A 13,760-nucleotide genomic window follows, 5' to 3' on the forward strand; every position below is an offset into this window, starting at 1 on the left:
AGTCCTGCGGCTGTCGAACGTGTCCTCTAATTCACCGCGAGAAAACTACCGTGTCAGTCAGGCTGGGTTGCCGCCACTCCGGGCGATCCACGCCAGGGCGGCGCCGATGCCGATCACGACGATCGCGCCGATCACCTGCGTGACGCCCGCCATCGTACTCGCTGCTGTCTCCCAGGGGAGCCCCGACAGCGTCCCCAGTCCCACCAGCACCAGGAACGCGCCGACGAGGAGCCCCAGCACCTCCAGTTTGTCTGTAAACCCGAGTAGGTCCATGTTCCCCATCTTTGCATTCTGAGTGGTAAATCGTCCGGTTCGAAGCGAGCGCGCTCCTGACGCCCCGTCGACTGTCCGGCGACGACGTGACGAAACAGTTACCTGAACGTGCCGACGAGCGTGTCATACCGCTATCGTGTCAGCGCCCTCCACCGCGGACGCGGAGCGTCGCGGGCTTCCGCCGGGAGTTTCACGCACGACTGACGCGAGTACGAGAGAACTATGCAACAAGATCCAGCAGTCATTGCGAAAGGCGTCGCAGGCGTATTGATCGTCCTCGTCGGCCTCGGGATCGTGGCCGGTGGGTATCACCAGGTCCCCGAAGGTCACGTCGGGGTGTACAAGAACTGGGGCGCGGTCAGCGGTGCGCAGGCCAGCCCAGGCGCTCACCTCATCATGCCGGTCCAGCAGTCGGTCCAGAACGTCGAGGTGCGGCCCCGAACCTACACCATGGTCGACTCGACGGGCGAAGGGAACAAGGCGAACAAACGGGACGCGATCGAGGTCCAGTCGATCAACGGGACGACGTTCCGCGTCGACGTCGCGGTCCAGTACAACATCGAAGCCGAGAACGCCTCCCAGTTCGTCGAGGAGTGGAACAACGTCGAGCAGGTCGAACAGCGATTGATCCGCCAGACCGTCCGGAGTTCGGTTCGAGACGTCGGCGGCTCGATCCAGTCGAGCAACATTTTCACGTCTAGCGGCCGCCAGCAACTCGAACAAGCGGCCACGGAGTCGCTGCGAAAACGAGTCGACGACGAACCGATCGTCCTCCAGGACGTCTTCATCAGGAACGTCGCGATTCCGGACGCCTACCAGGAATCGCTCAACCAGAAAGAAATCGCCAAACAGGAGGTCCAGCGCGAACAACAGCGGGTCCGCCAGCAGGAACTCCAGGCTCAGCGCCAGATCATCCGCGCTCGGGCGAACGCCCGCGAGCGACTCATCAAAGCCAACGCGACCGCGCGGTCGAACTACATCGTCTCCCAGTCGCTCTCCTCGGAGGTCCTCGCGTACCTCTACACCCAGTCGCTCGACAGCTCGAACACGGTCTACATCCCGATGGGCGAGGGCGGCCTCCCGACGTACCTGAACGTGAACGCCAACGCCTCCGACATCGACGAGAGCGACATTCCGAGCGGTATCGGCGGCGGCGACTTCTCGGTCAACACCACGAACGGCTCCGCGGTCAACGCGTCGGCCCCGTAGCATCCACGATGGTCGTGAAACTGACGCTGCTCCTGGTCGCCATCGCCGCCGTCATCGTCGCGGCCTCGTACTTCACGTACCTGTATTTCGAGCGCGAGGCCCAGCGGGAACACGAACGCCGGATGGCCAGAGAACGACGCGACTACGACGCCGTGATGGAGTACGCCACCGAGGACAGCGAGTGCCGTCGGGATCGAGAGGAAGAGACGGAGTAATCAAAATCGCGGGCCGGGAGGGAGTTGAACCCGATTGCGAGACTCGTTTCACTCGTCTCGCGTGGTTCAACTCCTTCCTGTCGGTTCACGAATCGCCTCGCTGTCGCTCGGCGATTAGTTGCACGGGCCGGGAGGGAGTTGAACCCCCGACCGTCTGGTTAAAAGCCAGACGCTCTCCCTAACTGAGCTACCGGCCCTCACCAAATCCTGCGGGAGTGGGAAGGTAAACAGTTACGATTGCTGTCGGCTATCGAGATACCCCGACAGCGCTTCGGCGACCATCTCGCCGGGGTCTTTCCCGTCGAGTGCGGCTTGTCTGCGGAGTTCGCAGTAGACGCGCCGGTCGATCCTGAGCGTGATCTCGCCCAGGGGGATGCCTTCGGCGGCGAGCGCGCGCTCGACGTCGGTGCCGTCGTTGATCGCGCTGGCGACCGATCGGACCTGCCGGACGGTCATGTCGTGGTCGAGGATGGCCCACGCGAGAAGGAGCCTGGCCTCGCCGCTGACGCGAGCGACGTGCTTTGCGGCCGTCGGGGCGATCTCGCCCATGGCGACGTGGCGGCGGATCGACCGCGGGAGGTCGTGAACGCGGGACCACTTCCGGATGAATGCGACGGTGGCGTCACCGCCGGCGCGTTCGGCCGCGGCTTTGTAGGAGCCTTCGCCCCGAACGAGCGCGGCACAGGCGGCGGCACCCCGGAGCATGTAGACGTTGTCGTCGGCGCCGGCGGTGTTCTGCGAGAACTTCGCGACGGTCTGGGCGGCCTGTTCGAGGCTCTCGGGATCGTCGGGGTCGAAGGCGACGGCTCGCTCCGCGTGCTCGCCAGTCAGCGTCGGGTCGCCGCGGATGACCGGTCGGCCCACTGGTGACTCGCGGTCGGTGGGCAGCCCCTCGTCCGGCCGGTCAGTCATTGCTGAGTGCTACGTGGACGGCACCTAAAAGATTCCTGTCGGTGGCGTCCGACTCAGTCGTCGCCACTGGCGTTGCCATCCCGGTTCTCCGACAGGTGTTCCCACACCTCGGCACAGCCACACCCGTCGTCCATGTCGTCGAGGTGGTCCGTCGAAACCTCGGGTTCGTCGGCGGGATGGTCTGTCGTCGCGTCCGTGTCGTCGTGGTCTGATAGTTGCTCACTCATCGATTTCCCAGCTCCGTGTCTGGTTTTGAAAGTGCCGGTGCACCGTCCGCCGTGAACTGCTGGCGGAAACCGTCGGAGGCACCGTCTCTTTCACTCATCACTCCTCTGTATCCACCCCACTATCATAAGGCCGCGTTCGACTACAATCCCTACCCGTACTCCCGTTTACCGGCAACGAGTGCGACCTATCTCTGACGCTGTGGAGCGCTCGGCTGAACGGGTGTCGTGGCCCGTCAGGTCGGTGCGTGCGGGCAACGACAGACGTCCCCGGCGAGTTTTGTCCGGGTCGAATCACTCAGGTGCGCTGGCTCCGTACCAAAAGCGAATGTCCACTGACGTTCACCAACTCGACGACGGTGCCTGGATTAGCGTCAACGACTCCCGGGAGGTCAACGTCAGTGACCTGTGGCTGTTGGCGCGCCACGAGTTCTGTGACTGCGAGTTGGCGGACTTCCTCGCCGAGGGCGTCGTCGAGGTCGGCGTCGACTGGCCGGACGTCGAGGCCAGGTTCGCCGGGCAGTGCATCCAGTGTGGCACCGACGGCGTCACCGACTGGCTGCCCGTCGGCCGCGTCATCGACCCCGAAGACGGCCAGTTCTACGGCGTCGTTCCCGAGAGCGTTCACGTTCCACGGAAACGCACCAGGCTGGCCACGCCCGAATAGCGGCAATGTCGTCCGCTATCCTGCAGAGGTGGGGAGCATTGACGGTGAGCGCGGTGGTATATGTGTGTCCGCCTAGGCAGTGGATATGCCGACCAAGGTCGAGAAGTGGAAATCGGAGGTGTACGGAAACGAGATCCGTGAGCACCTCATGCGGTTCGCGGAGGAGGGCTGGGACTCGATCCCAGAAGACGAGCACGACGCGTGGTTCGAGCGGTTCAAATGGTGGGGCCTGTACCACCAGCGCTCGGGCCAGGAATCGTACTTCATGATGCGCATCGGGACGCCAAACGGGGTCATCGAGCCGGGCCAGCTGGAGGTCATCGGCGAGGTCGCAAAGGAGTACGCGACCGGCCCCGCCGAGAACCCCGAGTTCGGCGACGCCTACTGTGACTGGACGACCCGCCAGTCGATCCAGCTCCACTGGATCAAACTGGAGGACATCCCGGAGATCTTCGAGCGGCTGGAATCTGTCGGTCTCTCTACCCAGCAGGCCTGCGGTGACTCCTGGCGCAACATCGTCGGCTGTCCCGTCGCCGGCAAGGACAAACACGAACACGTCGACGCCTGGCCCGTCGCCCAGGAACTCAACGAGACGTTCAAAGGCAACGACGACTACGCGAACCTCCCCCGGAAGTGGAAGGTCTCGGTCACCGGGTGTGACGAGGGCTGTGGCCAGGGCGACATCAACGACCTGGCCTTCGAGCCCGCCGAGAAGGACGGCGAACTCGGCTTCAACGTCCGCGTCGGCGGCGGCCTCTCCCGCAAGGAGGAACGCTTCGCCCGCGACGTCGACGTCTGGGTGCCCCCGGAGCAGACGACCGACGTCGCCGCCGGCCTGTCCGCCCTGTTCCGCGAGTACGGCGACCGCGAGGACCGCTTTAACGCCCGAATCAAGTTCCTCGTCGACGAGTGGGGGCCCGAGAAGCTGCGCGAGGTCCTCCAGGCGGAGTTCGTCGACTTCGAACTCCCCACTGCGGGCGAGGACATGCGCGACCAGTACACCTACAACACGGGCAAGCAGGTCGGCCACGACGACCACGTCGGCGTCCACGAGCAGGTCGACGGCAACTACTACGTCGGCCTCAACGTCCTCGTCGGGCGGATGGGTGCCGACGACGTGCTGGAACTGGCCGACCTCGCCGACGAGTACGGCTCCGGCGAGGTGCGCCTGACCCAGCGCCAGAACGTCATCGTCACGGACGTCCCCGAGGCGGACCTCGACGCCCTGCTGGACGAACCGCTCCTCGACGAGTACTCTCCGGACCCGAGCCCGTTCAAACGCGGCTCCATCGCCTGCACCGGGACGGAGTTCTGTTCGCTCTCGATCGTCGAGACGAAGAACCGGCAGGTGCGCTACGCCCGCTGGCTCGAAGCGAACGTCGACCTCCCCGAGGACCACGAGGACTTCCACATCCACCTCTCGGGCTGTACCGCCTCCTGTGCCCAGCCCCAGATCGCCGACGTCTCCCTGCGAGGCATGAAGACCCGCAAGGACGGCGAACCGGTCGAGGCGCTCGACATCGGGCTCGGCGGCGGCCTCGGCGAGGACCCGCGCTTTGCCGACTGGGTCGAGATGCGCGTCCCTGCCGACGAGGTGCCCGGCGCCATCAGGAACCTCGTCGAGCAGTTCACGGACAGGAGAGCCGACGACGAGACGTTCCGGCAGTTCGTCGAGGCGCGCGACGAGGAGACGCTGGCCGAACTGGTCGAACCGGAAGAGACCGACTACGAGGACCCGTATATGCACAACACGAAGACGACGTGGTACCCCTACGCTGACGACGACGACATGGGCGCCTCGCCCGCACCGACCGACGGCCAGGGCCAGTCGCTGGCTTCCTCCGACGACTGAGCCGCGGCTCGACCGTAACGGTCCGATCGTCAGTTCCGCGTGCGCGCCAGATAGACGTCGTAGCTCTCGTCCGAGACGACGCCGGGGCCGATGCTCGACACCGGCGACGTGCGCCGGCCCGCGTGCGCACTGCCGAGGAACACGACGGAGGCGTCGTGTGCGATCGCTTTCCGGCGGATGATCTTGGCGATCTTCGCCGACGGCGGCCGTGACTCCGTGCGGACGACCTCGAACGTCGCCTGGGGCGCGATGTCGGCGACCTCCGCTTCGAGTCGGGACTGCACGTCGTCGGCCGCGACCGTCTCGTCGGTCCACCCCTTCATCTCGGCGTAGTGTCGCCCCGACGGAATGACCGTCAGTGCGATGATCTCCTCGTCGCTCGCGAAATCGGTAGCCCGTTCGAGCGCGGCTTTCGACAGTTCCGAGCCGTCGTACGGAACGAGAAATACCATATCCCCGATACGAGCGCCGCAGTATATACGAACCGTCCTTTCGCGGCGGCGTCGCCGTCACAGGCTCGTGATTTATGATCCGGTCGGACCAACCGTCGATATGGCCGATCGCATCCTGCGCGTCACCGCGTACACCACCTTCGACCTGCTCGACGGCCGCGTCGAGGGCCACGACTTCGAGGAGGAGGCACCCGCAGTGCTGAACGTCACCGCGCCGAGGAAGAACCCCGACCACGTGGAACTCCAACTGGAGATGGACAACACGCAACTCTCGGAGCTTCGACCCCACGCCGATCACGTCACGCTGTCGGCAACAGAGGCGCGCGAACTCGCCTCGGAACTGGAGGAGTACGCCCAGCAAGTCGAGGGCGCACAGTCCGAGTGACGAGCCGGGGAAATACCCCTACCAACTATGTGGGTCGGCATCGAACCCCGTGCTATCGATGGAGCCCGCAGGGAATCCGGCGTCACGTGAACTGGGATTTTGTCCCTGCTGTGGCTATCAGACGCTGCCGGAGGATCAACCGGGGTCCTACGAGGTCTGCCCGGTGTGTGACTGGATCGACGACCCGGTCCAGTTCCACAACCTGTCCTACGTCGGCGACACCAACCACGTCTCGCTCAGCGACGCCCGCGCCAACTTCGAAGCGCACGGGGCCTGCACGCCCGACGCCGTCCCGGACACGCGCGAGCCAGCCGACGACGAGGATCGAGACCCCAACTGGCCGTACCCCGAGGAGTGAGGCCGACGGCGTACGCCCGACTTTCGGGCTGTTCATCGCGGCGTATTCGAAACGCTTCCGACGACAGTCTCGCGTGGTGGCAGGAAGGCCACCGTTACGAGTCGGCTGGTCACGGGTAGGATAGTGTGAGCCCGGTAAACGGTTTCCCCGATTTATTCCTGTCTCTGTGGATGTACGGGCTGATGACACGGCACGCACTAACTGCGGTACTGGTCGTCGCGGTCGTCGCCGTCTCGGGTCCGGCGATGGCGGCCAGCGCGACGACTGACGGCACGGAGACGGGGGCAGCCGACGCCGAGACGGTCGTGGTCAGGAACGCGCAGGTACAGACGCTCCAGTTGAACGACTCGACGGTCGAGAACGTGACGATCAGAGTCCTCCGGATCGACCGGATGACGGTCCAGAACCAGACTGACGGCCAACTGAACGAGACGCTCGGCGCTGAGGGCGAGGGGCCGATCGTCCTCCGGAACGTCCACTTCCGGAACCTCTCGCTCGACGATGCGTCGGCGACGGGGATCAGCGCGGCCGGCGACGCCGAAGTCGGCTCGAACGTCGGGAACGTCAGCAGTGCGGTCATCGGAGAGATGACCGTCGACCACCTCGTCGTCCAGCAGTCGAACGTGTCCGACGGCGGCGGCGGGATCATCAGCGGGATCATCGACCGCATCCGCGGACTCTTCGGCGGCGATGAGCAGGCCGGCAACGAAACTGCCGTCCAGCCCGACCTGCGCGTCGGGAGCGTCGACGTGAGCCAGCTCACCGTCGACCAGCTCGACGTCGCGCAGGTCGAGGAGGTCGAACCGGGCGAGATGGCCGGCAACGAGACGGCTGCCAACGAGACGGCCGGTGAGGCAAACGAGACCGGCGGCGGGATGGCACCCGCGGCAGGTGACGCGGCCGCGGCCGACCAGGCCACTATCGGGCAGATCACGGTCGAGAACGCCACGATCGGGACCCTCTCGGCGGACGCGATGGTCTACCAGCGGTCCGAGCAGGCCGCCGGGAACGAAACCGGGGCGCCAGCCGGGAACGAGACGGAGGCACCGGGCTGACAGGAGCCGGTAGTCCGGTTCGCGTCCACTGAGCGGTTCCACAGGGTCGGCACGGTCGGCTGGCGGTGAGCCGCCGGTGGCTTTCTGTGGGGGGACGACGAACACAGGGGCATGAGCGACGCGTGGACGGCAGCGGACCTCCCAGATCTGACCGGGAAGACGGTGATCGTGACCGGCGCGAACAGCGGACTCGGGTTCGAGGCCACCAAACAGTTCGCGGCCAGCGGCGCGACCGTCGTGGTAGCCTGCCGGAGCACCGAGCGCGGCGAGAGCGCCGCCGACGAGATCAGGGGCACGATCCACCGCGCCGAACTCGACGTGCGGGAACTGGACCTGGCGGCCCTCTCGTCGGTCGAATCGTTCGCCGACGACTTCCTCGCCGACTACGACGAGTTGCACGTCCTCTGTAACAACGCCGGGGTGATGGCGATTCCACGCCAGGAGACGGCCGACGGCTTCGAGATGCAGTTCGGCGTCAACCACCTCGGCCACTTCGCGCTGACCGGCCACCTCATCGACGTCCTCATCGAGACGCCGAGCTACTCCCGGGTCGTCACTCAGAGCAGCGGGCTCCACGAGCGCGGCGACGTCGACTTTAGCGACCTGCAGCACGAGGACGAGTACGACAAGTGGGACGCCTACGCCCAGAGCAAGCTGGCGAACCTCCTCTTTGCCTTCGAGCTCGACACGCGACTGACCCACGCCGGCGTCGAGAACGTCATGAGCCTCGGCTGTCACCCCGGCTACGCCGACACGAACCTCCAGCGGCGCGGTCCCGAACAGGCCGGGTCCACGCTTCGGCTCTGGCTGATGAAAGCGGCCAACGCGCTCCTCGCACAGGACGCCGAGCAGGGCGCGCTCCCGATGCTGTACGCCGCGACGGCGTCCGACATCGCCAGCGGCGAGTACGTGGGACCGAGCGGGTTCATGAACATGCGCGGCTCGCCGGCGCCGGACACCGCCAGTCGCGAGGCGCGTGACCGCGACCGCGCTCGCCGCCTCTGGACGCGGTCCGAGGAGTTGACTGGGGTCTCGTTCGGGCTCAAGGAAGCGGCGACGCCGCTGGACTGATACGGACTGCTGTAAGTCATTTCCGTATCGACCGTCCGAAGGCGGGCGGTCGGAGCGGTAAACAGTTACAGCAAACCGTATGAGTGTCGGCGCAGCCGAACGGGGACCTTTCACGCAGGACGTTGTACCCTGCGGGCATGCAGCGCGACCGGACGGACTACCTCGCGGCGGAACTCGAACAGGTTGCGGCTGAACTGCGCGAGGGGGAGGCCAGACTCCACGGCTACCGCATCGACCGCGACCCCGAGGAGCGAGAGCGGGGCGCGATCACGTACACCGGTGGCTGGCTGGAGTTCGAGTTCGAACACCCCGAGGGCTGGTTCGAACCGGAGAGCGCCTAGGGCCAGGACACCAGATCGGTCAGCACCGCGACTGCCACGAGCGCGGCCGTGACGTGCATGATCGCGAGGACCGTGACGCCGAGCGTGGTCGCACCGGGAAGCGTGGGCGCGTAGGTTACGTCCGGGATCAGCGACAGCACGAGGACGACCGCCGCGATGCCGGTGAACAGCCGGTCGGGCTCGGCCCGGAACCGCGCCAGCACGCCGTAAACGACCGTCGCCCCGACGACGCCGAGGGCGGTGAACAGGACGACCGGCCCGGTCGAGAGCGGGTCCAGAGTCGGCGCGACGCCTGCAGCGTCGGCCGCGACCACGATCGCGACGTTGACCAGTACTGCGAGTCCCAGTGCGATTCCGCCGCGGCGCGCGAGGCTCCCGACACCAGCCGTCGAGGAAACGTCACCGGTCTCGGTTTGTGCGTCCATACCATAGTTGGACCAGCGAGCCAGAAATAGTTAGTTGCGCTCGGTCAGCGCCGTTCGGAGTTCGTCGGCGTCGACGCGGTACTTGAATTTCGGTCGGTCGTCGACGAGCACGTACGGGACGCGCTCGCCGTACTCCTCGCGGAGCGCCGGGTCCTCGTCGACGTCCACGACCTCGACGTCGACCGGTGTCGACACGTCCTCGGCCACGGCGCGGATCGTCTCGAGTGCCTCGTCGCAGAGGTGGCAGTTCTCGCGAGAGTAGACTGTGACGGCCGGCATTGGCGGGGACTCGGACCGCCACGAGTATCAATGTCGCGCAGTCGACCGGTCAGCCGTCGAGCGCCGCGTGCAACTCGTCGATCGTCTCGACGGTGAGGTCGGGAGCCGGACCGAATCGCTCCCAGGGGTCGCCTTTCCTGTCGAGCCGGACGCCCTGCATACCGGCGTGCTGTGCGCCCTGGACGTCGAACCAGAGGGCGCTCACGTGGGCGATCTCGTCGACCGGCGTTCCGGTCCGCTCCGCGGCGTGCTCGTACAGTTCGACGCTCGGTTTGAACGTCTGCAGCTCGTCGGCGCTGATGACGCCGGTGAGCAGGTCGTCGATTCCGCAGTGGTCGACCATCGACTCGAGCATCTCGGGGTTCCCGTTCGAGAGCACGTAGCAGTCGTAGCCGGCCTCGGTGAGTCCGTCGATGCCGTCCCGGACGTCCTCGAAGACGTCGAGTTCGTGGTAGGCGGCCAGGATCTCGTCCCGCGTCTCGGGATCGAGGTCGATTCCCTCGACGTCGAGCGCGTGCTGGAGCGCCTTGCGATTGACCTCGTAGAACGGCTCGTACTCGTCGAGGTGGTTCGCCACCATCGTGTATTCGAGCGAGCGGGTCCGCCAGTGAGCGGACACCGGTTCCGGGTCGTCGACGCGGTCGGCGAGCGCGCGTTCGACGGCATCGACGTCGACCAGCGTGCTGTAGGAATCGAACGTGACTGTCGTGACGCGATCGGGGTCGAACGCCATACGGGCCCGCACGGTGGGCAGGCAGTAAACTCCCACCGGTTGGCTCACCCAGCGCCCGCCTCAGTACTCGGGCGGTACGTACAGATTCAGCGTCTCCAAGGGGTCGGTGCCGTCGTTTTCGATCTCGTGTGTTTCGCCGGCTTCGATGCAGAGCAGGTCTCCCCGCTCGAGTGCCACGTCTCGTCCGTCCACGGTGGCGTGACCCGACCCCGAGACGACGAACAGCCACTGATCGCTGTCCCGGTGGGCGTTCGTCGGCCCACCCGTGGACTGGCCGGGCGAGAGCGTCATCGCGGCCGCCTGGGCGGTGTCTGTCTCGGCGAGGACGTCGAACCAGCGGTCGGTCGCCAGTCGCGTTCGCTTCATGGCCGGTCGTTCGGGTTCCCGCTGGATTGCTGTTGCGCCCGCGATCGTTCTTCTTTCTGTCGCTGTGGGGTACAATTAAGCCGGTCGAACCGAATTGTACCGGTACACGATGGTGGGGAACACGTCTGTCCGGGGGAGTGGGAACTGTGACGGCTGCTGACCGATCGTTACCGGTCCGGCTGCTGCTCCGACTCGTCACGGCCGTCGTCGCCGTGGTCGGACTCGAAGTCGTCGGGCTGGGGCTGTACCTGGCTCTCCTCAAGCCGCACGTGCTGGACACGCTCCTCGGTGCTCCGACCGAGTTCGAGATGAAGATGCTCGTCGCGAACAACGGCGACGTCGTGTTGCTCGCGACCCTCCTGGTCGTCATCGGACTCGCCTTCGCGGTCCGCAGTAGCACGCCCGTCGCGTCCACTCCCGATGGGTCTGCCAGCCCGTCCGACCAGTCGGCCGGCGCCAGTGCCGACGAGGACGGGGGCTTCACGTTCGGCGACGGCAACTGATCGGAACCGTTCGCTGCCGCACCTGGCCGTTCTCGTCACCGACTCTTCTCGCTCACCCCCGGCGTCTCACGAGCCCCGGGGTACTGACCCGTCGGCGTCTGACCGCCGCTGACGTGCTCAGCTCGACGCTCCAGTCCATTGTATGATATTGGGAAATCGTGGCAATACTAATGCCCCTCCGCTCCGTAGCATCGGGTATGCGCGCAGTCTTAGCCACCGACTTGTCGGACGCGATCGAGGCGGCGATCACCTCTCAGCCGTGCCTGGAGTGTCTCGGTCGCTACGGGATCGACGAGATCGACCTGATCACCGTCACCAGTCCGAACGTCACCACCGGGATTCCGGGGAACAACCTCGGGAAACAGACGAAACGAGGGATGGAACGACAGAAAGAACACCTGGAGGAGGAGGGGTTCACGGTCGAGACCCACGTGATGCGAGGGACGCCCCACCGTCGGATCAACGGGCTGGCCGACCGGGTCAACGCGGACCTCATCATCGTCGGGTCCCGGGGGAAGAGCCCGCTCAAGCAGCGGTTCATCGGCGGCACCGTGCGGAACGTGGCCCGGACGGCCGTCCGGCCGCTGCTGGTCCAGCGAATCGTCGAAGCCGACGACGAACACGAGGTCGCGAACGAACACCTGTTCAAACGGATCTTGTACGCGACGGACTTTTCCGAGAACGCAGACCACGCGTTCGACCAGTTCCACAACCTCAAGACCGCGACCGAGGAGGCGCTGTTGGTCCACGTGGCGCCGCCGGAGCGCCGGCCGAACGCCGAGGGCGCCGCCGACCCGCAGGAACGGCTCGACGAACTGGCGGCCAAATTGAGCGAGATGGGGATCGACGCGCAGACGAGCGTCCGCGAGGGCGTCGCCGCCGACGAGATCCTGGCGGCAGAGGACGAGTTCGACCCGACGACGATTCTCATGGGTTCGCGCGGACAGAGCCCGATGCGGCGGCTGTTGCTCGGGAGCGTCTCTGAGACGGTGACTGCCCGCGCCGACAGCAACGTCCTGTTGGTGCCGCCGTCGCGAGTGCGCTGACGTCGGTCCCCGGCACCGGGGTCAACACTCGACGTTGGCACCCAGGTCCGGTGCGCGCGCGTCGTACCGGTCGTCTCGGAGTTCGGTGGCGAACCCCTCGCAGTCGTCGCCGTGGTTCACCAGAATTTCTGCGTCCTCGTAACTCGCCAGGAACGCGCGCAGGCCGTCGTGGTCGGCGTGGGCCGAGAAGTCGTAGCGTTCGACCTGGGCGCTGACGGGCATCACGCGGCCGTCGATTTCGGCACTGCCGGTCTCTATGAGTTCTCGTCCGGGCGTCCCCTCGACCTGGTAGCCGGTGAACGCGATCTTGTTGACCGGGAGCGTCCTGATCTCGGGAACGTACGTCATCGCGGGGCCGCCCGAGAGCATCCCCGAGGTCGTGACGATGACCGTGTTGTCGGCCGCGATGCGCCTGCGCTGGCCGTCGCGGCCGGTGACGAAGCGGGCGTTCGATTTCGCCCGCTTGAGCGCGTCGGCGTCCCGGAGAAAGTCCGGATACTGACGAACCAGTCGGGTGACCTCCTTCCCCATCCCGTCGACGTAGCAGTCGACGTCGTGGGCGGCACACACCATGAGCATCTCCTGGGTCCGTCCGATCGCGAACGCGGGGACGACGACGGTGCCGCCCTCCCAGACCGTCGATCGAACGCTCTGGGTGAACCGCTCCTCGACGGCCGCGCGGTCGTCGTGCTCCACGTCGGCGTACGTCGACTCGCAGACGACGACGTCGGCGTCGGGGCGGGCGGTGCTTCCCGCAACCAGTCGCTGATCGTCGGTGTGGAAGTCCGCGGTGTAGAACAGGCGGGTCTCCCCGTCGTCCACGAGCACGTGCGCACTGCCCGGAATGTGGCCCGCGTTGTAGAAGGTGATCTCGTGGCCGGCGGCCGCGAACGTCTCCCGGTAGCCGTGCGTGGTCGAGACCTCCGAGAGTCGCATGAGGTCGTTCTCGGTGAACGGACACTGGGGCGTGCCGCCGTGGAGTTTGAGCGTGTCGCGCGCGAGCACTCGGGTCAGGTCCCGGGTTGGCGGCGTCCAGTGGATCTCGGGGCGGGACTGGCCCGAGACGAGCGTGGGGAGCGCGCCCGCGTGGTCGAGGTGGCCGTGGGAGACGACGACGGCCTCGGGGTCGACGTCGCCGACGGGGTACTGCGGCGGGTTCTCGGGGGCCATCCCGTAATCCAGGAGGAGGGAGTCGTTGACGAGGATGGCACTCCGGCCGACCTCGCGGGCGCCACCGAGGAACTCGACGTCCATTAGCGATCGGTAGCCTCGCTGGCCCTTTCCGTTGCTCGGTTCGACCGACGGGTTGTCACTCGGTCACAAGTTCAAACGAGGGTTGCAGCCTCCCCGGGGATTATGGTGTCGGCCGTCGAACAGCCACGTGACCCGACTGG

At 66.2% G+C, this 13,760-nt stretch carries 20 protein-coding genes and 1 tRNA gene; 11 read left to right on the forward strand and 10 right to left on the reverse strand.

The window, feature by feature from the left end:
• Nucleotides 1-57: 57 nt before the first annotated feature.
• Nucleotides 58-273, reverse strand: coding sequence for a DUF8123 family protein (locus MU553_RS17940; RefSeq protein WP_247380187.1), 216 nt, complete (start codon nucleotides 271-273; stop codon nucleotides 58-60).
• Between the two features lie 222 nt (nucleotides 274-495).
• Between MU553_RS17940 and MU553_RS17945 the strand changes: the two genes are divergently transcribed.
• Entirely contained in the window at nucleotides 496-1,482 is a 987-nt protein-coding gene (locus MU553_RS17945; protein WP_247380189.1) for a prohibitin family protein, read from the forward strand.
• An 8-nt stretch (nucleotides 1,483-1,490) separates the two neighbouring features.
• A complete protein-coding gene (locus MU553_RS17950) occupies nucleotides 1,491-1,697 on the forward strand; it encodes a hypothetical protein (protein WP_247380191.1) in 207 nt (68 codons plus the stop codon).
• A gap of 123 nt (nucleotides 1,698-1,820) precedes the next feature.
• On the opposite strand, the gene MU553_RS17955 is transcribed toward MU553_RS17950, so the two are convergent.
• From MU553_RS17955 to MU553_RS17965, 3 genes are all read right to left on the reverse strand, one after another.
• Nucleotides 1,821-1,894, reverse strand: a tRNA-Lys gene (locus MU553_RS17955).
• A gap of 34 nt (nucleotides 1,895-1,928) precedes the next feature.
• On the reverse strand, nucleotides 1,929-2,609 hold the full coding sequence (locus MU553_RS17960; RefSeq protein WP_247380193.1) for a DUF7119 family protein: 681 nt from the start codon (nucleotides 2,607-2,609) through the stop codon (nucleotides 1,929-1,931).
• 53 nt (nucleotides 2,610-2,662) lie between these two features.
• Nucleotides 2,663-2,836 carry a hypothetical protein gene (locus MU553_RS17965; RefSeq protein WP_247380195.1) on the reverse strand — a complete coding sequence of 58 codons (174 nt, stop codon included), beginning with the start codon at nucleotides 2,834-2,836 and terminating at the stop codon, nucleotides 2,663-2,665.
• A gap of 325 nt (nucleotides 2,837-3,161) precedes the next feature.
• Between MU553_RS17965 and MU553_RS17970 the strand changes: the two genes are divergently transcribed.
• Together MU553_RS17970 and MU553_RS17975 are read left to right on the forward strand one after the other, a co-directional pair.
• Nucleotides 3,162-3,500: a DUF8134 family protein gene (locus tag MU553_RS17970; RefSeq protein ID WP_247380198.1), complete on the forward strand. Its 339-nt coding sequence runs from the start codon at nucleotides 3,162-3,164 to the stop codon at nucleotides 3,498-3,500.
• A gap of 85 nt (nucleotides 3,501-3,585) precedes the next feature.
• On the forward strand, nucleotides 3,586-5,352 hold the full coding sequence (locus MU553_RS17975) for a nitrite/sulfite reductase (protein WP_247380201.1): 1,767 nt from the start codon (nucleotides 3,586-3,588) through the stop codon (nucleotides 5,350-5,352).
• 29 nt (nucleotides 5,353-5,381) lie between these two features.
• Here the strand turns inward: MU553_RS17975 and MU553_RS17980 are convergent, their stop codons facing one another.
• Entirely contained in the window at nucleotides 5,382-5,804 is a 423-nt protein-coding gene (locus MU553_RS17980) for a universal stress protein (protein WP_247380204.1), read from the reverse strand.
• Nucleotides 5,805-5,904: 100 nt separating this feature from the next.
• Here MU553_RS17980 and MU553_RS17985 point away from each other — a divergent pair, with 100 nt between their 5' ends.
• From MU553_RS17985 to MU553_RS18005, 5 genes are all read left to right on the forward strand, one after another.
• A complete protein-coding gene (locus tag MU553_RS17985) occupies nucleotides 5,905-6,189 on the forward strand; it encodes a DUF6360 family protein (protein ID WP_247380207.1) in 285 nt (94 codons plus the stop codon).
• 58 nt (nucleotides 6,190-6,247) lie between these two features.
• Entirely contained in the window at nucleotides 6,248-6,547 is a 300-nt protein-coding gene (locus MU553_RS17990) for a CPCC family cysteine-rich protein (RefSeq protein WP_247380210.1), read from the forward strand.
• A 182-nt stretch (nucleotides 6,548-6,729) separates the two neighbouring features.
• Nucleotides 6,730-7,602, forward strand: a complete 873-nt coding sequence (locus tag MU553_RS17995) for a hypothetical protein (RefSeq protein ID WP_247380213.1) — start codon at nucleotides 6,730-6,732, stop codon at nucleotides 7,600-7,602.
• Between the two features lie 111 nt (nucleotides 7,603-7,713).
• Nucleotides 7,714-8,673 (forward strand): oxidoreductase, encoded by a 960-nt coding sequence (locus MU553_RS18000; RefSeq protein WP_247380216.1) that lies wholly within the window; start codon nucleotides 7,714-7,716, stop codon nucleotides 8,671-8,673.
• A 137-nt stretch (nucleotides 8,674-8,810) separates the two neighbouring features.
• On the forward strand, nucleotides 8,811-9,014 hold the full coding sequence (locus tag MU553_RS18005) for a hypothetical protein (RefSeq protein WP_247380219.1): 204 nt from the start codon (nucleotides 8,811-8,813) through the stop codon (nucleotides 9,012-9,014).
• Here MU553_RS18005 and MU553_RS18010 read toward each other — a convergent pair.
• The 4 genes from MU553_RS18010 to MU553_RS18025 are packed head-to-tail and all read right to left on the reverse strand — an operon-like array spanning nucleotide 9,011 to nucleotide 10,817.
• Nucleotides 9,011-9,439 (reverse strand): DUF6069 family protein, encoded by a 429-nt coding sequence (locus tag MU553_RS18010; RefSeq protein WP_247380221.1) that lies wholly within the window; start codon nucleotides 9,437-9,439, stop codon nucleotides 9,011-9,013. The two genes, MU553_RS18005 and MU553_RS18010, sit on opposite strands and share 4 nt — an antisense overlap.
• Nucleotides 9,440-9,469: 30 nt before the next feature.
• Entirely contained in the window at nucleotides 9,470-9,718 is a 249-nt protein-coding gene (locus tag MU553_RS18015; protein ID WP_247380224.1) for a glutaredoxin family protein, read from the reverse strand.
• A gap of 49 nt (nucleotides 9,719-9,767) precedes the next feature.
• On the reverse strand, nucleotides 9,768-10,451 hold the full coding sequence (locus MU553_RS18020) for a haloacid dehalogenase type II (protein WP_247380229.1): 684 nt from the start codon (nucleotides 10,449-10,451) through the stop codon (nucleotides 9,768-9,770).
• A 60-nt stretch (nucleotides 10,452-10,511) separates the two neighbouring features.
• Nucleotides 10,512-10,817: a cupin domain-containing protein gene (locus MU553_RS18025; RefSeq protein WP_247380231.1), complete on the reverse strand. Its 306-nt coding sequence runs from the start codon at nucleotides 10,815-10,817 to the stop codon at nucleotides 10,512-10,514.
• Between the two features lie 146 nt (nucleotides 10,818-10,963).
• On the opposite strand from MU553_RS18025, the gene MU553_RS18030 reads away from it, so the two are divergent.
• Entirely contained in the window at nucleotides 10,964-11,320 is a 357-nt protein-coding gene (locus MU553_RS18030) for a hypothetical protein (RefSeq protein WP_247380234.1), read from the forward strand.
• A 197-nt stretch (nucleotides 11,321-11,517) separates the two neighbouring features.
• Nucleotides 11,518-12,366, forward strand: coding sequence for a universal stress protein (locus tag MU553_RS18035; RefSeq protein WP_247380236.1), 849 nt, complete (start codon nucleotides 11,518-11,520; stop codon nucleotides 12,364-12,366).
• A gap of 21 nt (nucleotides 12,367-12,387) precedes the next feature.
• On the opposite strand, the gene MU553_RS18040 is transcribed toward MU553_RS18035, so the two are convergent.
• Nucleotides 12,388-13,620: an MBL fold metallo-hydrolase gene (locus MU553_RS18040; protein WP_247380238.1), complete on the reverse strand. Its 1,233-nt coding sequence runs from the start codon at nucleotides 13,618-13,620 to the stop codon at nucleotides 12,388-12,390.
• Nucleotides 13,621-13,760: the final 140 nt, after the last annotated feature.

Source organism: Halorientalis brevis (assembly GCF_023077655.1).